The organism is Corynebacterium striatum ATCC 6940 (assembly GCF_000159135.1).
Taxonomy (GTDB): Bacteria; Actinomycetota; Actinomycetes; order Mycobacteriales; family Mycobacteriaceae; genus Corynebacterium; species Corynebacterium striatum.
On the sequence record NZ_GG667520.1, the window covers coordinates 251,770 to 272,557 of the forward strand.

Genomic DNA, 20,788 nt, shown 5'->3' on the forward strand with positions numbered 1-20,788 from the left:
AAATTACCGGAAGGGGGTGTTTAGAATGATTCGGGTGAGTCAAAAAAGAAGGAGTTTCGTCGGCATGATGGCCGCGGTGGTTATCGCGATGGCTGTCATCGACCAAGTGTTTAAGCAAATCATGCTGTCCATCCTCACTGAGGGGGAGCCGATGAATGTCATCGGCGGATGGTTCCGCTTCTACCTTCTATTCAACCCCGGCGCTGCCTTTTCTATGGGTGGCGAGGGCAACACCTGGCTGTTTACCACTATTCAGCTGGCGTTTGTTTTGGGCGTAGCCATCGCCGCGCCACGGATGCGGGATAAATGGCAGGCCATCGGACTGGCGATGATCGCAGGCGGCGCGCTCGGTAACCTCATCGATCGCCTCTTCCGTGAGCCCGGTTTCTGGTTTGGGCACGTGGTGGATTACATTTCCGTGGGACGCTTTGCGGTGTTCAACCTGGCAGATGCATCTATTACCTGCGGAGTCGTGGTGTTCGTCATCGCGATGTTCTTCGAAGAACGCGAAAAGGGGGCAGCGGATGCGCGAGAGTCGTAGATTGCCGGTCCCCGAGGGCCTCGAAGGCATGCGCGCCGACGCCGCGTTGGCCAAGCTCATCGGCATCTCACGGGGCAAGGCCGCAGATTTGTGCGCGGCTGGCGACGTCGAGGTCGACGGCACCATCGTCGGCAAGTCGGACCGCTTGGAGGCAGGCGGCTGGATCGACGTCATGATGCCCGCCCCCGAAGAGCCGCTGGTTCCCAAGGAAGAGCTCGTTGAGGGCATGGACGTGCTCTACGCCGACGACGACGTCATCTGCGTGCATAAGCCCGTGGGTGTCGCCGCGCATCCGACGTTGGGCTGGGAGGGCCCCACGGTCATTGGCGGTTTGCGGGCGGCGGGTTATCAGCTTGCCGACGCCGGCCCTACCGAGCGCAAGGGAATCGTTCATCGTCTCGACGTGGGAACCTCCGGCGTGATGGTCGTAGCTGCCAGCGAGCGCGCTTACTCGCAGCTCAAGGCGGCGTTTAAAGAGCGCACCGTCACCAAGACCTACCATGCCGTGGTGCAAGGCCTGCCGGATCCCATCGTGGGAACCATCGACGCGCCCATCGGGCGGCATCCTTCCTCGGGCTGGAAGTTCGCGGTGGTCGATGGCGGAAAGCACGCCGTCACGCACTACAAATTGCTTGAGGCCTTCCGCGAGGCGAGCCTGCTCGAGGTGCACCTGGAAACTGGCCGCACGCACCAGATTCGCGTCCACATGTCCGCCACGGGGCACCCCTGCGTGGGCGATCCGATGTATGGCTGCGACCCGAACCTGGCCAAGCGGGTGGGCCTCATCCGGCAGTGGCTGCACGCAGTGTCATTAGGGTTCATTCACCCCGGCACCGGCAAACACTTTGAAGTCACAGCACCTTACCCGGAGGACCTGCGGCATGCACTCGAGGTTTTGCGCGGATGAAGCACCCCCCGGAGATCTATCGGCGGCGTCGTATAGCGGCGGCCGTATTGACGCTGCTACTTGTCGTGTTCGTGCTGCTGTGTTTTGGCCTGTTCGGCACCAAGTCCACCGTGGCCCTGCAAGGCGACCTACTAGGGCCCGATAACGAGTCCCGTGCGGACTACGTCGAACGCGTCGCAGGCAGTGTGGCAACCGCTGACGAACCGACCTACGCCCTGGTGAGCTTCCGGGAATCCTTGAACGCGCAGCAAGTCAACGCGGTGGTGGAGCCCGCCACGCGAATGAATGCGATCATCATCGGCATGGCCGCGCCCATCGCGGTACCGGAGCCTGTCAATGGCGCCAGCCGGGCTGACGTCATCGACACGGAAATCACGCGTCTTCGCGATTCCTATCAGGGAGTCGGTCAGGTGGAAGTTCCCTCGAAGATTGATGCGGTTATCGTGTGGTCGGATGGCGATAGCTTGCGCACGATTGCGCAAAACAACATGGTGGAAGCAGTAGAAGCCGCGCCTAGCGACGCCGCCTGGGGCACCTTTGGCGTGCGCCCGTTGTCGTCCCTGAAGGAGTAAGCATGAAGATTTTTGCCGATACCAGCACTTGGATGCCCAACTATCGCTTCGGCTACATCTTGGTGTGGGCGGGCCTTGTCATTGGCCTCGTGGCACTTTTCCTCCAGATCGCCAGGGGCGGGGAGGCGCTGTCCATTGGGGTTGCCGGGTTCGTGGTGCTCTATAGCGCCGCGATGGTGGTGCTAATGCCACGCTGGGCGTTGAATGCCGAGGAGGAACAGGAGCGGCGTCGGAAAGCGAAGGAAGCCCGCCGCGAGCTGCGTTAATCCTCGCTGATGGTGTGCAAGCGCTTGGCGCGGTGGGAGGCGCGGTGCATGCGGGCGAGGTCTGCTAGGTAGATAACGACCGCGACCCAAATGATGCCGAAGCCAATCCAACGCTGCGTGGACATGTGCTCGTGAGTGACGAATAGTGCCCACAGCATCTGCATGATGGGGGTCATGTATTGCAGCATGCCCACCGTGGCCAGAGGCAGCTGCTTGGCACCCTTGGCGAAGCACAAAAGCGGTAGCGCGGTGACTAGGCCGGAAGCGACGAGCAACACGATGTGCATGGGGCCTTCGGTTGTAAACGTGGATTCGCCGCGGATGCTCAGCCACGTGAGGTAGCCGATGGCCACTGGCAGCATCACGATGGTTTCTGCGGCCACGGAACCGGTGGAGGAGACGCTGAGCTGCTTCTTCATCAGGCCGTAGATGCCGAAGCTGCCCGCGAGCGCCAAGGAAATGTACGGGGCTTGGCCGGTCATGAAGGTCAGCCACAGTACGGCGATGAATGCCACGCCAACCGACGCCGCCTGTGCCTTGTTGAGCGATTCCTTCAGGAAGATGATGCCCAAAGCCACCGAGACCAGCGGGTTGATGAAGTAGCCGAGTGCCGCGTCGGCCACGTGCCCGGTGTTGATGGCGATAACGTACGTGCCCCAGTTGATGGTGATGGCCACGCCGCAGGCCAGCATCCAGGCCCACGTGCGCGCGCTGAAAGCTCGCAGCTCCCGCCAGCCGCCCGAGATGAGGAGGAAGCCGGTGACGAGGACAGCCGTCCATACGATGCGGTGGGCGAGGATCTCAAAAGGTCCGGCGGGCAGCAGAAGCGGGAAGAAGGCGGGGAAGAAGCCCCACATGAGATAGGCGGCAACGGTGTAAATCATCGAGAGACAATGTACTCCTTCGCCATATCGTGGGAAACAATTCCTATCAGTCGGGTGCGGTGCGCAGGGCTGATGGCGGGGTTTGACGCGCCCGCTAGACTGTCCGCATGGCGAAAAACTCATCCTTTGTTCACCTTCATAATCACACCGAGTTTTCCATGCTGGACGGCATGGCCAAGGTGGACATGTTGGCAGATGAGGTGGTGCGCCAGGAGATGCCGGCCGTGGGCATGACGGACCACGGCAACATGTACGGTTCCAACGCGTTCTACAAGAAGATGACCAGCGCCGGCGTGAAGCCGATTATCGGCATCGAGGCCTACATGGCGCCGGAATCACGCTTTAACAAAAAGCGCGTGCTGTGGGGTACTCCTGATCAAAAGCGAGACGACGTTTCCGCATCGGGTGCTTATCTGCACCAAACCATGCTGGCGGAAAACGCGACGGGTCTCAAGAACCTCTTCAAGCTCTCCTCGCTGGCCTCCTACGAGGGCCAGCTGGGCAAGTGGCCACGTATGGATGCCGAGCTCATCGCAGAGCATGCAGAAGGCATCATCGCCACCACCGGTTGCCCCTCGGGCGACGTCCAGACTCGTCTGCGCCTAGGTCAGTTCGACGAGGCCCTCGAGGCCGCAGCGATGTGGCAGGACATCTACGGCAAAGACAACTTCTTCTTGGAGCTCATGGACCACGGGCTCGACATCGAAAAGCGCACGCGCGATGGGCTGCTAGAAATCGGTCGTAAGCTGGACCTGCCGCCGCTGGTGACCAATGACTGCCACTACGTGCTGGAAAGCCAGGCGCCCTCGCATGAGGCAATGTTGTGCGTGCAGACCGGCAAGACCTTCATGGACCCGGATCGCTTCAAGTTCGACGGCACCGGCTACTACATCAAGTCCGCTGCGCAGATGCGCGAAATCTGGGATGACATGATTCCAGACGGCTGCGACAACACCCTATGGATTGCCGAACGCGTACAGGACTACGGCGAGATTTGGGAGGAGCATACCCACGACCGCATGCCGATTGCGGACGTGCCGGAAGGCCACACGCCAACTTCTTGGCTGACCCACGAGGTGATGGAGGGCCTGCAGGATCGCTTCCCAGGCAAGGAAGTGCCGGAGGAGTACGTGAAGCGCGCTGAGTATGAAATCAGCGTCATCGACATGAAGGGCTATCCTTCCTACTTCCTCATCGTGGCCGAGCTCATCAAGCATGCGCGATCCGTGGGCATTCGCGTGGGGCCGGGGCGTGGTTCCGCGGCAGGCGCGCTGGTGGCTTACGCGCTTACCATCACCAACATTGACCCCATCGAACACGACCTCCTCTTCGAGCGATTCCTCAACCCGGAGCGTCCATCCGCACCGGATATTGATATCGACTTCGACGACCGCCGTCGTGGCGAGATGATTCAGTACGCCGCTGATCGCTGGGGCGAGGATAAGGTGGCGCAGGTGATTACCTTCGGCACTGTGAAGACCAAGCAGGCCATTAAGGACTCCGCGAAGGTGCACTTTGGCCAGCCGGGTTTCCAAATGGCTGACCGCATCAACGGCGCGCTGCCGCCCGCCATCATGGCGAAGGATATCCCGCTGGCGGGCATCATGGACCCGGAGCACGAGCGCTACTCGGAGGCCACCGAGGTTCGCCAGATGATTGAGACGGACCCGGACGTCAAGAAGATTTATGAGACGGCGCGTGGTCTCGAGGGCGTCGTCAGGCAGGCGGGCGTGCACGCGTGTGCGGTGATTATGGCGTCCGTGCGCCTGATGGACCACATTCCGATGTGGCAGCGCCCAGCCGACGGCGCGTACATCACCGGCTGGGATTACCCGGCATGTGAGGCCATCGGCCTGCTGAAGATGGACTTCCTGGGTCTGCGAAACCTCACCGTCATCGGCGATTGCCTGGAAAACATTAAGAAGAACCGCGGCGAGGAAATCCACCTGGAGGAAATCCACGCCGACGACCCCAACGTGTCGAAGGTATACGAGCTGCTTTCCCGCGGCGAGACCCTGGGCGTGTTCCAGCTCGACTCCGGCGGTATGCAGGAGCTGCTCAAGCGCATGAAGCCGACGGGCTTTAAGGACATTGTTGCGTCGCTGGCACTGTATCGTCCGGGCCCGATGGGCGTAAATGCCCACTGGGATTACGCAGACCGCAAGAACGGGCGCAAGGAGATCACGCCTATTCACCCAGAGTTGGAGGAGCCACTGCGTGAGATCCTCGATGAGACCTACGGTCTTATCGTGTATCAGGAGCAGATCATGCGTATCTCCCAGAAGGTGGCCAATTACACCGCTGGTGAGGCAGATGGCTTCCGCAAGGCCATGGGTAAGAAGAAGCCGGAAGTCCTGGCCCAGCAGTACGACAAGTTCTGGGGCGGCATGCAGGAAAACGGCTACTCCAAGGACGCCATGGATGCGCTGTGGGGTACGATTGAGCCCTTCGCTTCCTACGCGTTTAACAAGTCCCACGCCGCAGGCTACGGCCTGGTCTCCTTCTGGACGGCCTACCTCAAGGCCTACTACGCGCCGGAGTACATGGCAGCGCTGCTGACCTCGGTGGGTGACAAGAAGGATAAGTCGGCTATCTACCTGTCCGACTGCCGCCACCTGGGCATCCACGTTTTGTCGCCGGACGTCAACGAGTCGGTGGAAAACTTCCAGGCAGTTGGCGAGGACATCCGTTTCGGCATGGGCGCTATCCGCAACGTGGGCTCGGAAGTGGTGGAGTCCATCGTTAAGACGCGCAAGGAAAAGGGCGCGTACACGTCGTTCTCGGACTACCTCGACAAGATTGAGCTCACCGCCTGCACCAAGCGCGTCACGGAGTCGCTCATCAAGGCCGGCGCCTTCGATTCCATGGAGCACCCACGCAAAGGCTTGATGCTCATCCATGAGGATGCAGTCGATGCCGTGCAGACGACGAAGAAGGCGGCGGACAAGGGACAGTTCGATCTCTTCGCCGGTTTTGGCGGTGAGGAGCAGGCGGAGGTTGCTTCGGCGTTTGCCATCGATATCCCTGACGAGAATTGGGACCGCAAGCATGAGCTGGCTCTCGAGCGTGAGATGCTTGGCCTTTACGTTTCCGGTCACCCGCTGGATGGTTTCGAGGAGGCCCTTGAGGCGCAGACCGATACGCCGCTGCCGAAGATTCTCTCGGGCGAGGTCTACAACGGCCAAGAGCTGGTCATCGGTGGCATCATCTCGGGCGTGGACCGCCGCTTCTCCAAGCGCGATGGCTCCCCGTGGGCCATTGTGAACATGGAAGACCACAACGGCGCCCAGGTGGATATCTTGGTGTTCAACCAGGTTTATTCCCTGGTGGCGCCGCAGATTGCCGAGGACAACATCATCCTGGCCAAGGTGCAGGTGAAGATTCGCGACGAGCGCATGTCCCTGTTCTGTTCCGACATTCGCGTCCCGGATTTGGGCCCGGGCGGGGGAGCGGGCCTGCCGCTGCGCCTTACCATGCGCACGGACCAGTGCACGATGGAAAACATTGCGAAGCTCAAGCAAGTGCTGGTCAACAACAAGGGTGAGTCAGATGTTTATCTCACGCTTGTCGACGGCGCGGAGTCCACGATGATGGTCTTGGGCGAGCATTTGCGCGTGGAACGCTCTGGCAATCTCATGGGTGACTTGAAGGCGACGATGGGAGCCGGAATCCTCGGATAGGACCTTGTAGATAGACCGCTCTGACTATTGAAAGATCGTACCTATTGGGTAAAAATAGCCTAATGGGTACGATTTACTTTTATTTGCAGGCCTTGAGCTGCGGGTTTGAATTTTTGAATTTAATTCCCGGAATGTCATTTGTGGGCAAGCCGTGTCGGCCAATCTAGACCGCATAGTCTAGACGATATCGACAAAGCAACATCGACACTGGAGGTCCAAACGCTCATGGTCAATAAGATTCGCACTACCCACGTTGGCTCCCTGCCACGCACCAAGGAACTGCTAGAGGCGAACCTGGAGCGCTCCGCAGGAACCATCTCCGACGAGAAGCTCCACGAGATTCTGGATCGCTCCGTCGACGACGTGGTCAAGCGCCAGGTCGACATGGGCATCGACATCCTCAACGAAGGTGAGTACGGCCACATCACCTCCGGCGCGGTGGATTACGGTGCATGGTGGAACTACTCCTTCACCCGTCTGGGTGGCCTGACCATGACCGATAAGGACCGCTGGGAGATCGGCGACAAGATTCGCTCTGAGCCGGGCAAGATTCGCTTGTCCTCCATGAAGGACCGCCGCGACCGCGCCCTCTTTGCCGACGCCTACAACGATCCGGATTCCGGCATCTTCACCGGCCGCAAGAAGGTTGCGAACCCAGAGTTCACCGGCCCGGTTACCTACATCGGCCAGGATCAGGTCGATGCGGACGTGAAGCTGCTCAAGAACGCAATGGACAAGGCTGGAGCGAAGGATGGCTTCGTTGCGGCCCTTTCCCCGGGATCTGCAGCGCGCCTGCCTAACAAGTACTACGAGGAGGACTCTGACCTTGTTCGCGCTTGTGGCGAGGCGCTGAAGTCCGAGTACAAGGCCATCACCGATGCGGGCCTGACAGTGCAGTTCGATGCCCCGGACTTGGCCGAGGCATGGGACAGCGTGGTCCCAGAGCCGACCGTGAAGGACTTTCAGGCCTTCTTGCATGAGCGCATTGAGATCCTCAACGAGTCCATCAAGGACATCCCGCGCGAGCAGACCCGTCTCCACATCTGCTGGGGCTCCTGGCATGGCCCGCATGTGACCGACATTCCTTTCGGTGACATCATCGAGGAGATTCTGCAGGCGAAGGTCGGCGGCTTCTCCTTCGAGGGCGCCTCGCCGCGTCACGCTCATGAGTGGCGTGTGTGGCAGGACCACAAGCTGCCGGAGGGCACCGTCATCTACCCAGGCGTGGTCTCGCACTCCACCAACGCAGTGGAGCACCCGCAGCTCGTGGCCGACCGCATCATCAAGTTCGCCGAGCTGGTAGGCCCGGAGAACGTCGTGGCCTCCACGGACTGCGGCCTGGGTGGGCGTCTGCACTACCAGATCGCGTGGGCAAAGCTACAAGCGCTTGTCGACGGCGCCGAAATCGCCACCAAGGAGCTGTTCTAGTACGCGCCCTGGCTGTTGCCGGGAATGCAGAAGCAGCACGTACCCTTCTCCTTACGGGAGGGACACGTGCTGCTTTTGTGTTTTAAGGGGTATTAGACATTGACGCCTGCGTTGCGCAGCATCTCCTTGACCGGCTCGAGGAGGGCCGGGTTAGACTTAGCGACCATTGCGAGAGCCTGGACAACCGCAGCGACGCCGGTCAGGGCGACGGAGATCCAAGAGAAGACTTCCTTGGTCCCCTCAGACGGGCGAGCGGACTGTGCCCACTCCGGCATCTTCGACCATTTTTCCTCTTCCTTGGCCTTATCGGCAGCGTTTTGCTCTGCAGCAACGCAGTCCGGGGTCTTCGGCATGCCGGAGGAACCGTAGCCGTTGAAGATTCCCTTGAGCAGCTCCTGTGGGCCCATAAAAGAAGAACCAGCGGTGCCGTTTTCAACAGCATCCTTGTGGGCCTGCTTAGCTTTATCAACCTGAGCTTGGCATTCAGCGGACAGTTCCGGTGCGGGAGCGGCTGGAGCGGCGTTAGCGGCGACAGGGGTGATGAGAGCAAGACCGGCGGTGCAAGCGGCGACCAAAGTCGTGGAAAGTCGCATAAGAGTTAGTTCTCCTTGAGAGTTGGCATCAAAGCCGATGGGATTTAAATCTCCTATACCATAGCAAGGTCTTTATAACTTGGAGAAATCTAATTGTCTAAAAGTATTTTTCCAGTTCGGAACGCAGATTTTCAGACAAGACTCGCGGAATGAGGTCGCCGGCCTGAGAGAATTCATCGGTGCTGAAGTCACGGTTGTTGACGTAGGTGGTGAGCTTAGCATTTGCGGGGTCGGTGACGTCGTAGACAAAGATGCCGCCAAGACGCTCAGCACCAACGAACGCGTAGGTCTTGTCACCCACCTTGCCGATGGCTAGTGCTTCTGGTTCAGGGCCCTTGTTATCGGAACGGTCGTCGAACTCCGCGGACTCGTTGTCGGCGTTGTGGTTGAGAACGCCCTCAGCATGCAGCTTGGCGCTGATTTCCTCGTTCCAGCCAGAAGCGTTAGTGACCTTCAAGTTGCCAGCGACCTTCTTGTTGGCAACTTCATTGAGGGCGACGTCGCCAAGCGTGCCCTCGCACACCTTGCCTTCTTTGATGAGGTCCTTGAGTTCGGTCTCGTCGGTGTAGACACCGGTGCCGCCCTCGTCCTCGGCAACGCCCCATTCACGCGCGTCGCCCTCGTTCGTCAGCAGCGCGTAGGAGCCATCTGCAGTGATGTGCACGTTGCCAGGCAAGGAGCCAACGCCGACGCGGCCTAACTCCTTGCCGGTGGTGACATCGAAGAAGAGGGCTTCGCCCGGCTGCGTCTTGTCGGCTTGCTGTACGGCAGCAACTGCCAGGCCATCGCGGCGTACGGCGACGGAGTTGATCTCTTCGTCTCCGCCTGCGGAGACAGTGGAACCCTTCTGTGGATTCGCGGCGTCAGTTCGAGGGCGGCATTTTCGGCAGAGTGCTCGACTGGCTTGGCCACGATTGCAGCGTTAGCTGGAACTACCAGGGAGAACCCAGTAGCTGCAGCTGCGCACAGCGCAAGGACGCGGCGGCGAAGGGGGAAACGGTCAGCGTGAATCACGGTTGTGCGCTCCTTTGAAGAAAGTTGGAGAGAAGGCATGAGAAAAGCAGGCCGCGCAATGGCCTATAGTGGGCTCAAAGCGCCTCGGGATACCTTTGCTACTCAAGATGAGCGGGGCAGAAAATTAACGCAACGGCGAGGGAAGTTTTAAGTTAAATTCCGGTTAATCGGTCGATTGCTAGGTAATGTGCTCCGCGCCAGCGCTGCGCGCTAGACTTGGCACCTATGACTGATACCTCCGTTGCTTTTGAGCCTATCCATGCCTCTGATATTCAAATGGCGCAGGCGCGAATTAGCTCGGAAATTGCGCCCACCCCGCTGCAGTACTGCCCGCGTCTTTCCCTTGAGACCGGCTACGAGGTCTATCTCAAGCGCGAGGACCTGCAAGACGTGCGCTCCTACAAGATCCGCGGTGCGCTCTTTGGTATCTCCAACTTGTCGGAGGAACAGCGCTCCCACGGCATAGTGACCGCCTCTGCCGGCAACCACGCGCAGGGCGTGGCCTTTGCCTGCCGCTCCATGGGAATCCAGGGCAAGATTTTCGTCCCAGAGCCAACGCCGAAGCAGAAGCGCGACCGCATCATGGTCCACGGTGGGGACATGGTGGAGCTGGTGGTCACCGGCGCCAACTTTGACGAGGCGGCAGCTGCCGCGCATGCCGACGCCGCCGCCCGCGGCGCCATCTTCATCGAGCCCTTTGACGCCCGCGACACCATCACCGGCCAAGGCACCGTGGCCGCAGAGGTCCTCTCGCAGCTGTCCGCCCAAGGCAAGTCCCTCGATACCATCGTCGTTCCTGTTGGTGGCGGCGGGCTCATCTCCGGCATCACCTCCTACCTCGCGGACATGGCACCGCGGACGGCGATCGTGGGGATTGAGCCGGCGGGCGCGGCGTCGCTAAGCGCGGCGTTTGATGCAGGTGAACCCGTGACCTTGACAACCGTCGATCCCTTCGTCGATGGTGCCGCAGTCAAGCGCATCGGAGCGCTGCCTTTCCAAATACTGGAGGCAAACCAGGGGCGCCTGCACTGGGATATCGCTTCCGAGGGCCTGGTGTGCACGGAACAGTTGGGGCTCTACCAGAACGAAGGAATCATCGCCGAGCCTGCGGGCGCCTTGTCCGTGGCGGGTTTGCGCGAGCTGAAGCTGGCTCCGGGCAGCGTGGTTGTGTGCGTTATCTCGGGCGGCAACAACGACGTCCTGCGCTACGCGGAAATCATGGAGCGCTCCCTGGTCCACCGTGGTCTGAAGCACTACTTCCTGGTCAACTTCCCGCAGGAACCGGGCCAGCTGCGTCACTTCCTGCAGGACATCCTGGGGCCAGATGATGACATCACGCTCTTCGAATACTTAAAGCGCAACAACCGCGAGACGGGTGCGGCGCTGGTGGGCTTGGAGCTCGGACGCGCCTCGGACATCGAGGGTTTGCTGCAGCGCATGGCCGATTCCAAGATTAACGTGCAGCAGCTCAAGCCGGGCACCCCGGAGTATGACTTCCTCGTGGCTTAGGTACGCTAATTAGCTGTGCTGACTAGCTATGAGCGCCCCGCGCTGGGGCAGGTGGAAAACGAGATTGAGATTAAGCGTTCGCGCTTCATCACGCTCGTGGACCGCGTGACGAATGAGGAGGAAGCACGCGCGTTTATCGACGCCGCGCGGGAGCGCTTTCCGGACGCCCGTCACCATTGCTCGGCGTATATCTACCACGTGGATGGGGCGAACCCCGTGGAGCGCTCCTCCGATGATGGCGAGCCCTCCGGAACCGCCGGAAAGCCCATGCTCGATGTGCTCAAAGGCTCCGGGATGCTGGACCTGTGCGCGGTCGTGGTGCGCTACTTCGGCGGCGTCAAGCTGGGCGCGGGCGGCTTGGTCCATGCTTATGGCGGCTCCGTGAGCGAGGCGATCGAGCTTGTCTCACGGAGTACGCGTGCTCTGCGCGAGCTCTACACGGTGGAGTTTTCTCATGCCGATGCCGGGCGCTTGGAGGCGGAGCTGCGCAACCGCGGATACGACATCACTGATACCGCCTATGAGGCAGCGGTGGTCTATACGCTCGCCATTGAGCCGGGCGGCAAAGAAGACCTGGATGCCACGCTTGCGGCGCTGACCCAAGGCGTGGGGCAGGCAAAGGAAGCCGGTACCGCGTGGGTGGAGCTGGCTAGCTGACGCTGCGCTAGAATAGCCGCTATGACTATGCAGCGACGCCCTAACAATCCGATCGAGCTTAAGAAGCAACAGGTACGCAAGTACTCCCGCAATGCGGTGGTTTCCGTGGTGGGCGGTGTTGCTGGTGGCGTGCTGCTCGGCTGGGCGCTGACGGGCTTTTGGACCTGGATGACCTTGGGCCTCATCGTCGCTGTGGTCGGCGGTGTCTATAACTGGACCAAGGTCCAAAAGATCGTCAACGAGAACAACAACCGTTAAGCGCGGTTTTTCTTTAGCCATGCCCCTCCAACCTGACTCCAAACCTGTCCGCATTGATGCGTGGGTGTGGTCTGTCCGCATGGCCAAAACTCGTTCGGAGGCCGCAGACGCAGTCAAGGCCGGGCACGTCAAACTCAACGGGAACGCCACCAAGCCCTCGCAGCAGGTGGTTCCGGGGGATCGCGTGCGAATCTGGCGCAACCACCACGAGCACGACCTCGAGGTTCTTGCAACCGTGTCGAAGCGCGTGGGTGCTCCCATCGCGCGCACCTGCTACGTCGATCACGCGCCGCCGCCACCGCCTAAAGAGTTCATGCCTTCGGTTCCGGTGCGCGAGCGCGGCTCCGGACGACCCACCAAGAAGGAACGCCGCGAGATGGATAAGTTCCGCGGCGGCTTCCGCTAGTCCTGCTTTGCCGTATGCGCGCGGTAGTTTTGTAGCGCCTTGAAGCGGCCAGCTAGGCGGCGCTTGCGATCGTTGCGGTCGCCGACGTCGGCAGTGGCGTCGATGTGTTGCCTGCCGAACTTGTTGAGCAGTAGGTCGTCGATAAGGCGCACTTGGCCCGGGCGGAACCTGTAGCGCATGGCGTCGTGGACGAACGCAATGTCGCCTGCGTTGAGCAGCGCCTTGAGCTGGCTCATCGTGGTAATGCCGTTGAGCTCGAGAATCTCCAACAGGAAGCGGTAATGCTCGGAGCGCGAACGCGGAAAGCGGCCGCCTACCAACACTGCCAGAACGCCGGGGAGGGTCTCTGGGCTAAGCTCCACGTCCTCACTGGTATCCGTGGAAGGATCCTTGAGAGCAGCGATCTCGTCGAATTGCTGGTCTGCGAGCTCGATGAGACCCGCCGCCAGAGTAAACAAACGGTCCACCTGCGCCGAAGGCACGGACGTGCCCTGCTTGTAACGGATATCGTGCTCAAACTCAGCCCACGCGTGCTGCAGTACGGTGCGGATCTGGACCTCGAAAGTCCAGCCCTCGTAGGCCGCGAGCTCCTCGATAGCGTTAGTCACGCGCAGCACCAAGTGGTGGGAACCGTAGCCAAAGCCGCCGGAGATGCGGGTCTCTGCCGCTTTGTCCACTGAGCGGACCACGGTGAAAGAATCACCGAGCACCTCCAGCGCCTGCGGAATCGCGGTGGAGTGAAAGACCGTCACACGCACGCCGAGGATATCGTGAATATCGTCCCAGGGATTGGGATAGTAGGCCTCGCCGTTGGCGTGGCGCTTCTTGGCTTTGGCTTTCAGCGAAGGCCAGCGCTTCACGCGGGTAGAGACGCGGTCGAAGATGACGCCGGCGTCGTTAAGCAGGTCCTCGATGGCGTCGTTGAACTCATCCGCGGCCTGGGGATGCTGCCGGACCCAATCGTGGTACTGGTTGCTCAACTTAGAGATGGTGGATTCGCTCACCCTCGCTGGCCTCCTGACGCCTCTTGATACGGGCCCGCGGCCAGACGGTGGCGCGGGCATAATGTTCCTCTACACTTCGAGAGGAAATCCGTTAGCCCATACTAGTGGCTGCGGCGACAATACCGCGCCGCGCAACCGCCTTTGCTCAGACAGCTTCTGAGACCAGTAACGCGCTCGCTCGATTGGTGCATCGTTGAGCGCGATGACGGTGCGGCGATCCGGGACGAGGTAGGTAATCTTCTGCGCGCGGATGAGACGCCGCAGATGCTGGTCCAGGATGGCGAAGGTCTGTGGGTGCGCCAACCACGAGCTCGTTGGTGCACCCAAGGCCTCGACCTGGACTCCTTCGGTGCAACCAGGCAGCAGTTCGGTGGCGCGGCGGGTGCGAAACTCGAGGCCTTGGTCCGTTAGCGCCCGGCGTTGTAGGTTCGCCGCTGCAAGGTCCCATGCCTGCCGTGTGGACAGACTGAGCTCACCAAGGGTGCGATGCGATACCCAGGCCAATGGGCCGCTTGACGACGCCGCGCCCGTAGGGTCCGTCGAATACTCATCGCAGTGCAGGAATAACATCGATAGCTCCCGCGAAAGCTGCACCCCTGCGGGCGTATCGCCGAAACCTTGGTCCGTGAGAGTAACGCCGTTGAAGTCCCTGCGCCGTGCAAGAGCAGGCAACAGCCCGGCAAGAGTGATCGCCTCAAAATCGGGACCAGAATCCAAGTTCGGGAACTTGGGATGAAAGTGGCGGTGTTGGTGGGAGAGTGGTGCGGTGATTGTAGTGGTCATGGCGAGAACATTCCTTGAGAGCAAATCTTGGTGAGAGTCTGCCTTTGTTGGACTGTGCTCGCCCGCAAATGGTTCCCTAAACCGGCGGAATTATTTAAATCCCCGCGCAAGAAGGCCTAGAAGGGCGGCTGGGCGTCGAGCTGCAGCTCTTCAAGAAGCTTGGAAGCAGGCCACAGCTGGATTTCCTGGCCTTTCTCGATGAGCTCCTCCGCACGCTTTTCTTTGGAGGTCTTCGTGGCCCATTCGCCCAACACCAAGATGGTGGTCTTCTTCGTGACGTTCTTGCCCACCTGACCGCCACGTTCGGCGATGCTGCGCCACAGCAAGCCCTTGTCGAAGGGCTCAAACTCACCAGTCAAGGTAACGTTCTGGCCAAACAGCGCGCCTTCGGGATCGGCATCAAGATTCGGATCTGGGATGGTATCCGGAGTAGCCACGGACTGCCACGGGGCGGGACCGCGGTTGGTCTTCTTTGCAGACGAGCTCTTTTTGCTGGACGTGCCTGCGCGCCGGGTGTTGTCGCGGAAGTCTGTTCCGGCTCCGAGGTCAGCCGCAGAAGTTGGCGCAGTGTGTGCACGCAGCACCGGGATGATCGCCGTGGAATCTAGCTTGCCCAGCGTGAATTCGCGGCCACGGAACAGCTCGTGGATGGAGCCGGTGTGCCCGAAACGGCGAGCCAAGTCCACGACGATGACGCCAGCAGCGCGCGCATCCGCGGTGGCCTCGTGGTGCTGGAAATCCTCCGCGCCGCAGAATGATGCCACCGTGGGCAGCTTGTGGTTAGCCACGTCGATCACGCCGGCCTTCGAGGCGTCACGAGCCAAAGCCAACGAACAAGCCAGAGTGATTTCCGGAATGGAGGCGCTGGCCTTGCGCAGGCCGCTGCGCAGTGCAGTCGAATCAAACTGCGCGTTGTGGGCCACGAGAACATCCTCGCCCAGGAACTCAAAAAGCTCCGCCGCGGCCGCAGCAAAAGGTTGGGCATCCGCGACATCTTCTGGCTTGATGCCATGGATGGAGATATTGATGTCGGCGAATTCTTCAAGCCCCGGCGGGGGAGTGCACAGCCAGGTGCGTGACTCCACTTCTTGGCCATCGCGGAAACGCACCGCACCGATCTGGCACACCGAGCCCCAGTCGTCGTTGGCCGTTTCCACGTCAACTGCCGTGAAGTTCAGCCCGGTGACCCCAGCACTGCCCGCGGGCGCCTCGCCCTTGAGCGCCGCCTCCACCGCTCGTGCAAAAGCAGCGGCATCCTGATTCGGTGCGAAGAGCACGCGCTTGTCGACGCCGTCTAACTCCACGTACCCAAAGCTCGTCGCCGATGGCTCGGCGACGGTCACACCGGTGACTTGGGCAAGCTCGATGCGCTCTTGCTTGGCATGCCCCAAGGAAGCCGCGAGCAATGAAGCAGAAAACACGAGCTCCTTAGTGGTGACATCGACATGGGTGCCGTGGGCGTGAAAAGACACGAACTACCTTTCCGAGGAAGCGGACAAATTCTTAAGCGTCGAAGACTGGTGGCTCTTCTTGGCGAAGGATCAGCGTCGAGCGCGGTTGAACTGTGATCGTACCCTCCGCATCAATGTAGGTTTCCTCCGCGGGGTATCCGCCGGAATCGGCAGTATCGACGATGAGACGCCAGCGTGCACCCAAGTCTTTGGTGGGCAGGGTGAACTCAATGTCACCGTGGTGGGCATTGAAGATCATGATGAAGGAATCATCGGTGATGCGCTCGCCGCGGGCAGTGGTCTCAGTAATCGCGTTGCCATTGAGGTAAACCATCAGCGCGCGGCCAAAATCATGATCCCAGTCATTCTGCGTCATGAGCTTGCCGGAAGGAACGAGCCAGGCGATGTCGCGATCCTGTACGTCCGAGCCCAGCGGGCCACCGGCCAAGAAGCGCTCACGGCGGAACACCGGGTGATTGCGGCGAATGTTGAGTACACGCTTGGTAAACCCAAGCATTGTGGCGCTCTTTTCCTCATCCAACAAGGACCAGTCCATCCAGGAGGTTTCATTGTCCTGGCAGTAGACGTTGTTGTTCCCGCCCTGGGTGCGGCCAAATTCGTCACCATGGCACAGCATCGGTGTGCCCTGGGACAGGAGCAACGTGGTTAGGAAGTTGCGTACTTGGCGCCGACGCAGTGCCTTGACTTCTTGGTCATCCGTGGGACCTTCAACGCCGTGGTTCCACGAACGGTTGTGGGACTCGCCGTCGCGGTTGTCCTCACCGTTAGCGGAGTTGTGCTTGTCGTTGTACGAGACTAAGTCACGCAGCGTAAAGCCATCGTGTGCGGTGATGAAGTTGATCGACGCGGTTGGGCGACGGCCGTTGTTGGCGTACAGGTCGGAAGAGCCGGTGATGCGGGACGCAAACTCACCCAGCGTGGCGGGCTCGCCACGCCAGAAGTCGCGGACCGTGTCGCGGTACTTGCCGTTCCATTCGCTCCAGATCGGTGGGAAGTTGCCCACTTGGTAGCCATTATGGCCCACATCCCACGGCTCAGCGATGAGTTTGACCTGGCTGACCACGGGATCTTGCTGTACCAAGTCGAAGAAGGTGGCGAGCTTGTCGACGTCGTCAAGCTCACGCGCCAGCGTCGACGCCAAGTCGAAGCGGAAACCGTCGACGTGCATCTCCGTGACCCAGTAGCGCAGGGAGTCCATGATGAGCTGCAGGGAGTGAGGGTGGCGCACGTTCAAGGAGTTACCCGTGCCGGTGTAGTCCATGTAGTGGCGCTTGTTGTCATCCACCAAGCGGTAATAAGCGTGGTTATCGATGCCGCGGAAAGCAATTGTTGGGCCCAAGTGGTTTCCTTCGGCGGTGTGGTTATACACCACGTCGAGGATGACCTCGATGCCTTCCTCGTGGAATGCGCGGACCATGGCCTTGAACTCGGCGACCGCCTCGCCTGGCTTCTTGGCATGGGCGTAGTCCAGGTGCGGTGCGAAGAAACCGAAGGTGTTGTAGCCCCAGTAGTTGCGCAGGCCGAGATTGCGCAGGCGGTCATCCTGCAGGAACTGGTGCACCGGCATCAACTCCACTGCGGTAACGCCGAGTTCTTTGAAGTAGTTGATGATGGCTGGGTGCGCCATACCTGCGTAGGTACCGCGGAGATCTTCTGGTACGTCCGGGTGGGTCATCGTCATGCCCTTGACATGGGTTTCGTAGATGACCGTTTCATTGTCTGGAGTGCGCGGACGACGGTCACCCGCCCAATCGAAGAATGGATTGATGACTACGGAAAGCATGGTGTGGCCGAGGGAGTCTTCCTCGTTGCGGCCAGTGCCTGGTTCTTCGGCATGGATGTCGTAGGAGTAGAGGGAAGCATCACCGTCGAAGTCGCCATCGAAAGCGCGCGCATAAGGATCCACAAGGAGTTTGTTGGGGTCGCACCGCAGGCCATTGTCTGGATCATATGGACCGTAGACGCGGTAGCCATAACGCTGGCCGGGTCCGACGTTTGGCAAATATGCGTGCCAGACGTGAGCATTGACTTCGGTTAGCTCAACGCGTTCTTCGGAGCCATCGCGATCAATGAGGCACAATTCAATCCGCTCTGCGATTTCAGAGAAGATAGCGAAGTTGGTGCCAGAGCCGTCAAAGGTTGAACCCAGTGGGGCAGCTTTACCGGGCCATGCTTGAGTCGGGGAAATTGCATCAGCCGTGGTGTCAGCGTTGGACGAGGCTTCAACCGGGGAAACAGAGGTTTCAGTCATGCATTAGAGCTTAATGAATCAAGCGGACACGGTCGTGGCGTGAACGGATGTAGCGGCAAACCCGCAGGAAAAGCGGGCAAGGGGAGCAAAGTAGAGGCTTAAATTGGGGCGCGGAGGCCTTTGACGATGATTTCCACGCCCCGCCGAATGTCTGGGACATGGTCGATTGTTTGACCTTCGCCTGCGGTGGCCAACAACTGTTGTTGGGATTGCTCCATCTGCGTAGCTCCTAGCACCAAATGCGCGATTGCTAAGGCTGCGGCATGAATGCTGTCATCTGAAACCGTTTGGTCGCTGATCGAATCAAACGATGCCGACAGCTTGTTGATGAGGGCGTCCCACGCGTGAGAATCGGGGAAAGCCAAACCCGCACTTGCTACTTCCGCACCGTCCCTCCAGCTAATCAGGGTGGCATGCAGGTTCATGGCAAAATCAACTGGGTTGGAACCCTCGACTGGGGAGAGGATCTCCTCTGCCATTCCAGCGATGAGGGCTTGTTTGTTGGCAACGTGCCAATACAGCGCACCGGGGGCAACGCCCAACGTGGTGGAAACTCGGCGCATCGTTACGTCTGCAAGCCCATAAGAATTGAGGAGCTCAAGGGCTGTGGACAAAATGCGGTCTCGGTGTAGTTGCACGGCATCATCTTACCTACTTGAAACTTGGGTTTTGGTTATTCCAGATAGATAGCGCTTGTGCCGACGTCGAATCTAGGGTTGGCCCGCAAGGTTGATAGGGCGTGAAATGCGGGGTGATTATTGGAGGTAACTCGACGAACTGGGTGATGGGGCTAACATTTGACAGTGAATCTCCAAGAAGCGGCAAAGTTTCACAGACTTCTTTAAGGTTGCCGCCATGTAATATTCACCGTCGGCTTGTTAGTATTGGCCAGAACAGAAACTTGCTTGGACACTTGAACACAAGGTCTATCATCACGTCGTGTTGAGGCACGTTGTGATGAATCGAGCAAAGCCGTATATCTCAGGAGCCCAACCCTTGTCTTTTCTAACCCCTGCGAAGAAGTCCCTCGTTGCCGTAGCAATGGTGCTGCCTATGGCACTGGTAGCGTGTGGAAGCGACGATGAATCGAACAACGCTCAGTCTGGCGATAAGAAAACATCCGCAGCCCCATCCGCAAAATCCAAATCTTCCGAGAGTGCAGACAAGTCGGCTGCGTCAAGCAAGGACGCTAAGGCTAGCGATGAGAAGGATGCAAACAAGGAAAAGAAAGGCGCGGACGCCGCTGCTGCTCCAGAGACTTTGGTGAACCCTTTTGAAGGCGGCGCTAACCCGCTCGAGAACGCTGCTCCGGTACCACCGGTTCAGGGCGAGCCAGCAAGCCAGGCTGATGTCGATGGCATTAACCGGCTGGTCCGTGGTTTGTACGAAACCACTACGATGCGTCAGTTCTTTAAGTACATGCCGGATCACACCTGCTCTGCAGTGCTGAATGCTCAGGGAGCTGAGATGGCCAACATGGACTACAACCAGATTCCGGACGTTCCAATGAACGACTTGAAGAACATGCTCGCTGCTTCTGGCCAGGATACAAGCCAGCTCAATGGCTTCGACTGGAATGCTGTTGGTGTGGAATCCATTAACGATGTTGTGGTCAATGGCGATGACGCCTCTGCAACGGTGAACGTCAAGACTAACCAGGGCGTGGACAGCTCTACCATGCGCTTCCGTCGCGAGGGTGGTAACTGGACTTTCTGCGGCGAGGTTTAAGTTTTAAAGCTAAGTATCGAAGTCCTTTAGAAAAAGGGGGAGTGCTCCGGCACTTCCTCTTTTGGTTTTCATGTCTCGCGTCTACAGTCAGGCCTCGTCACGTATGGTGTCCCATCCTCAGATTTCAATCCCGCGCCCTTTCGGCTTTGGTGCGGGGCTGCTAGCTCTAATTCTCGTCGTCTACTCCGCGGTTGGGGCTCTGTGGGGTCTGTGGCGCCCCACATTGTCTGGGCGTCGAGTTGAAGGCGGCGGTTATGCAATCGAGAACGTCGCGGATGTGCAGTTCTCATCATTTATCGTATACGTGCTGCTCGTAGGGTTTCTGGGGCTTGTCTTTGGCATGATTTCTTATATGCGGGGCGAAGCATACCGTGGGGTTGGGCAGCTACTATGGGTGGGCATCTCCTGTTTGGCGGGTGCCGCTGCACTCTATGTGGTGGGTGGTGTCACGGCACAGGCTGCGCCGGAAAATCCTGGGGAGTTAGTCGAGTTTGTTCCCAAGTTCACGCCGGGGGTGGCCTGGATAGTTTCGCCGTTTATGGCTGTCTTTGCCTATTGGTCGGCGGTGTTCGTGGACGTTCCAACGTCAGCCGGGTCCGGGAAGGCCGCTTCGGTGGAAAGCTGATTTCGGGGTCAATTATTTAAGAGCGTAGGGTCGGAAGTTCCTGCTGCTATCCTGCGCTTTTGGGTTTTGACAGCCTTTTGCAGAATGAGACACTTGCCAAGACAGGTAAGTACGCAAGCGTGGAATAAAACCTAGTTCGAATCCCCGTATTCGTGCATGCCGGGGCCCTCGTGGGGCCCTAGCTTACGTTTTAAGGCCATTCGACAGGAG

The 20,788-nt window shown here is 59.6% G+C and carries 20 protein-coding genes; 12 read left to right on the plus strand and 8 right to left on the minus strand.

Annotated features, from left to right (window positions below; genetic code table 11):
- Positions 1-25 precede the first annotated feature (25 nt).
- Genes lspA through HMPREF0308_RS03455 form a run of 4 tightly spaced genes read left to right on the plus strand, consistent with a single transcriptional unit; the run spans position 26 to position 2,286 of the window.
- Positions 26-541 (plus strand): signal peptidase II, encoded by a 516-nt coding sequence (gene lspA, locus HMPREF0308_RS03440; protein ID WP_005528746.1) that lies wholly within the window; start codon positions 26-28, stop codon positions 539-541.
- Positions 525-1,448, plus strand: a complete 924-nt coding sequence (locus HMPREF0308_RS03445) for an RluA family pseudouridine synthase (RefSeq protein ID WP_005528748.1) — start codon at positions 525-527, stop codon at positions 1,446-1,448. Before lspA ends, HMPREF0308_RS03445 begins: the two co-directional genes overlap by 17 nt.
- Entirely contained in the window at positions 1,445-2,020 is a 576-nt protein-coding gene (locus HMPREF0308_RS03450; protein ID WP_005528750.1) for a hypothetical protein, read from the plus strand. Before HMPREF0308_RS03445 ends, HMPREF0308_RS03450 begins: the two co-directional genes overlap by 4 nt.
- A gap of 2 nt (positions 2,021-2,022) precedes the next feature.
- Complete coding sequence (locus HMPREF0308_RS03455; protein ID WP_005528752.1) at positions 2,023-2,286, plus strand: hypothetical protein; 264 nt, start codon at positions 2,023-2,025, stop codon at positions 2,284-2,286.
- On the opposite strand, the gene rarD is transcribed toward HMPREF0308_RS03455, so the two are convergent.
- Positions 2,283-3,170 (minus strand): EamA family transporter RarD, encoded by an 888-nt coding sequence (gene rarD, locus HMPREF0308_RS03460; RefSeq protein ID WP_005528754.1) that lies wholly within the window; start codon positions 3,168-3,170, stop codon positions 2,283-2,285. The two genes, HMPREF0308_RS03455 and rarD, sit on opposite strands and share 4 nt — an antisense overlap.
- Positions 3,171-3,277: 107 nt before the next feature.
- Between rarD and dnaE the strand changes: the two genes are divergently transcribed.
- On the plus strand, positions 3,278-6,850 hold the full coding sequence (gene dnaE, locus HMPREF0308_RS03465; protein ID WP_005528756.1) for a DNA polymerase III subunit alpha: 3,573 nt from the start codon (positions 3,278-3,280) through the stop codon (positions 6,848-6,850).
- Between the two features lie 225 nt (positions 6,851-7,075).
- Complete coding sequence (locus HMPREF0308_RS03470; RefSeq protein WP_005528758.1) at positions 7,076-8,278, plus strand: cobalamin-independent methionine synthase II family protein; 1,203 nt, start codon at positions 7,076-7,078, stop codon at positions 8,276-8,278.
- 92 nt (positions 8,279-8,370) lie between these two features.
- Here the strand turns inward: HMPREF0308_RS03470 and HMPREF0308_RS03475 are convergent, their stop codons facing one another.
- Together HMPREF0308_RS03475 and HMPREF0308_RS03480 are read right to left on the minus strand one after the other, a co-directional pair.
- Positions 8,371-8,871, minus strand: a complete 501-nt coding sequence (locus tag HMPREF0308_RS03475) for a hypothetical protein (RefSeq protein ID WP_005528760.1) — start codon at positions 8,869-8,871, stop codon at positions 8,371-8,373.
- 97 nt (positions 8,872-8,968) lie between these two features.
- Entirely contained in the window at positions 8,969-9,535 is a 567-nt protein-coding gene (locus tag HMPREF0308_RS03480) for a choice-of-anchor I domain-containing protein (protein ID WP_174775573.1), read from the minus strand.
- A gap of 575 nt (positions 9,536-10,110) precedes the next feature.
- On the opposite strand from HMPREF0308_RS03480, the gene ilvA reads away from it, so the two are divergent.
- The 4 genes from ilvA to HMPREF0308_RS03500 are packed head-to-tail and all read left to right on the plus strand — an operon-like array spanning position 10,111 to position 12,715.
- The gene (gene ilvA / locus HMPREF0308_RS03485) at positions 10,111-11,394 is read left to right on the plus strand and encodes a threonine ammonia-lyase IlvA (RefSeq protein WP_005528764.1); all 1,284 of its coding nucleotides are present in this window, start codon (positions 10,111-10,113) and stop codon (positions 11,392-11,394) included.
- 15 nt (positions 11,395-11,409) lie between these two features.
- Positions 11,410-12,051 carry a YigZ family protein gene (locus HMPREF0308_RS03490; RefSeq protein ID WP_005528766.1) on the plus strand — a complete coding sequence of 214 codons (642 nt, stop codon included), beginning with the start codon at positions 11,410-11,412 and terminating at the stop codon, positions 12,049-12,051.
- 21 nt (positions 12,052-12,072) lie between these two features.
- Positions 12,073-12,309 carry a hypothetical protein gene (locus tag HMPREF0308_RS03495; protein WP_005528768.1) on the plus strand — a complete coding sequence of 79 codons (237 nt, stop codon included), beginning with the start codon at positions 12,073-12,075 and terminating at the stop codon, positions 12,307-12,309.
- Positions 12,310-12,328: 19 nt separating this feature from the next.
- Positions 12,329-12,715, plus strand: coding sequence for an RNA-binding S4 domain-containing protein (locus tag HMPREF0308_RS03500; protein ID WP_005528770.1), 387 nt, complete (start codon positions 12,329-12,331; stop codon positions 12,713-12,715).
- Here HMPREF0308_RS03500 and HMPREF0308_RS03505 read toward each other — a convergent pair.
- From HMPREF0308_RS03505 to HMPREF0308_RS03525, 5 genes are all read right to left on the minus strand, one after another.
- Positions 12,712-13,719, minus strand: a complete 1,008-nt coding sequence (locus HMPREF0308_RS03505) for a GTP pyrophosphokinase (protein ID WP_005528772.1) — start codon at positions 13,717-13,719, stop codon at positions 12,712-12,714. The two genes, HMPREF0308_RS03500 and HMPREF0308_RS03505, sit on opposite strands and share 4 nt — an antisense overlap.
- A gap of 69 nt (positions 13,720-13,788) precedes the next feature.
- The gene (locus tag HMPREF0308_RS03510; protein ID WP_005528774.1) at positions 13,789-14,502 is read right to left on the minus strand and encodes a hypothetical protein; all 714 of its coding nucleotides are present in this window, start codon (positions 14,500-14,502) and stop codon (positions 13,789-13,791) included.
- A 116-nt stretch (positions 14,503-14,618) separates the two neighbouring features.
- Positions 14,619-15,974, minus strand: coding sequence for an exonuclease domain-containing protein (locus tag HMPREF0308_RS03515; protein WP_005528776.1), 1,356 nt, complete (start codon positions 15,972-15,974; stop codon positions 14,619-14,621).
- 31 nt (positions 15,975-16,005) lie between these two features.
- Positions 16,006-18,225 (minus strand): glycogen debranching protein GlgX, encoded by a 2,220-nt coding sequence (gene glgX / locus HMPREF0308_RS03520; RefSeq protein WP_005528778.1) that lies wholly within the window; start codon positions 18,223-18,225, stop codon positions 16,006-16,008.
- Positions 18,226-18,323: 98 nt separating this feature from the next.
- Positions 18,324-18,863 carry a TetR family transcriptional regulator gene (locus HMPREF0308_RS03525; RefSeq protein WP_005528780.1) on the minus strand — a complete coding sequence of 180 codons (540 nt, stop codon included), beginning with the start codon at positions 18,861-18,863 and terminating at the stop codon, positions 18,324-18,326.
- A gap of 358 nt (positions 18,864-19,221) precedes the next feature.
- Here HMPREF0308_RS03525 and HMPREF0308_RS03530 point away from each other — a divergent pair, with 358 nt between their 5' ends.
- Both HMPREF0308_RS03530 and HMPREF0308_RS03535 read left to right on the plus strand, forming a co-directional pair.
- Positions 19,222-19,953 (plus strand): hypothetical protein, encoded by a 732-nt coding sequence (locus HMPREF0308_RS03530; protein ID WP_100618712.1) that lies wholly within the window; start codon positions 19,222-19,224, stop codon positions 19,951-19,953.
- A gap of 70 nt (positions 19,954-20,023) precedes the next feature.
- Positions 20,024-20,578, plus strand: coding sequence for a hypothetical protein (locus tag HMPREF0308_RS03535; RefSeq protein WP_236251960.1), 555 nt, complete (start codon positions 20,024-20,026; stop codon positions 20,576-20,578).
- The last annotated feature ends 210 nt before the right edge of the window (positions 20,579-20,788 follow it).

Excerpts from the sequence above, each read along its gene's own strand:
- lspA (WP_005528746.1), top strand. The coding sequence starts at position 26 with ATGATTCGGGTGAGTCAAAAAAGAAGGAGTTTCGTCGGCATGATGGCC.
- HMPREF0308_RS03445 (WP_005528748.1), top strand. The coding sequence starts at position 525 with ATGCGCGAGAGTCGTAGATTGCCGGTCCCCGAGGGCCTCGAAGGCATG.
- HMPREF0308_RS03450 (WP_005528750.1), top strand. The coding sequence starts at position 1,445 with ATGAAGCACCCCCCGGAGATCTATCGGCGGCGTCGTATAGCGGCGGCC.
- HMPREF0308_RS03455 (WP_005528752.1), top strand. The coding sequence starts at position 2,023 with ATGAAGATTTTTGCCGATACCAGCACTTGGATGCCCAACTATCGCTTC.
- rarD (WP_005528754.1), bottom strand. The coding sequence starts at position 3,170 with ATGATTTACACCGTTGCCGCCTATCTCATGTGGGGCTTCTTCCCCGCC.
- dnaE (WP_005528756.1), top strand. The coding sequence starts at position 3,278 with ATGGCGAAAAACTCATCCTTTGTTCACCTTCATAATCACACCGAGTTT.
- HMPREF0308_RS03470 (WP_005528758.1), top strand. The coding sequence starts at position 7,076 with ATGGTCAATAAGATTCGCACTACCCACGTTGGCTCCCTGCCACGCACC.
- HMPREF0308_RS03475 (WP_005528760.1), bottom strand. The coding sequence starts at position 8,871 with ATGCGACTTTCCACGACTTTGGTCGCCGCTTGCACCGCCGGTCTTGCT.
- ilvA (WP_005528764.1), top strand. The coding sequence starts at position 10,111 with ATGACTGATACCTCCGTTGCTTTTGAGCCTATCCATGCCTCTGATATT.
- HMPREF0308_RS03495 (WP_005528768.1), top strand. The coding sequence starts at position 12,073 with ATGACTATGCAGCGACGCCCTAACAATCCGATCGAGCTTAAGAAGCAA.
- HMPREF0308_RS03500 (WP_005528770.1), top strand. The coding sequence starts at position 12,329 with ATGCCCCTCCAACCTGACTCCAAACCTGTCCGCATTGATGCGTGGGTG.
- HMPREF0308_RS03510 (WP_005528774.1), bottom strand. The coding sequence starts at position 14,502 with ATGACCACTACAATCACCGCACCACTCTCCCACCAACACCGCCACTTT.
- glgX (WP_005528778.1), bottom strand. The coding sequence starts at position 18,225 with ATGACTGAAACCTCTGTTTCCCCGGTTGAAGCCTCGTCCAACGCTGAC.
- HMPREF0308_RS03535 (WP_236251960.1), top strand. The coding sequence starts at position 20,024 with ATGTCTCGCGTCTACAGTCAGGCCTCGTCACGTATGGTGTCCCATCCT.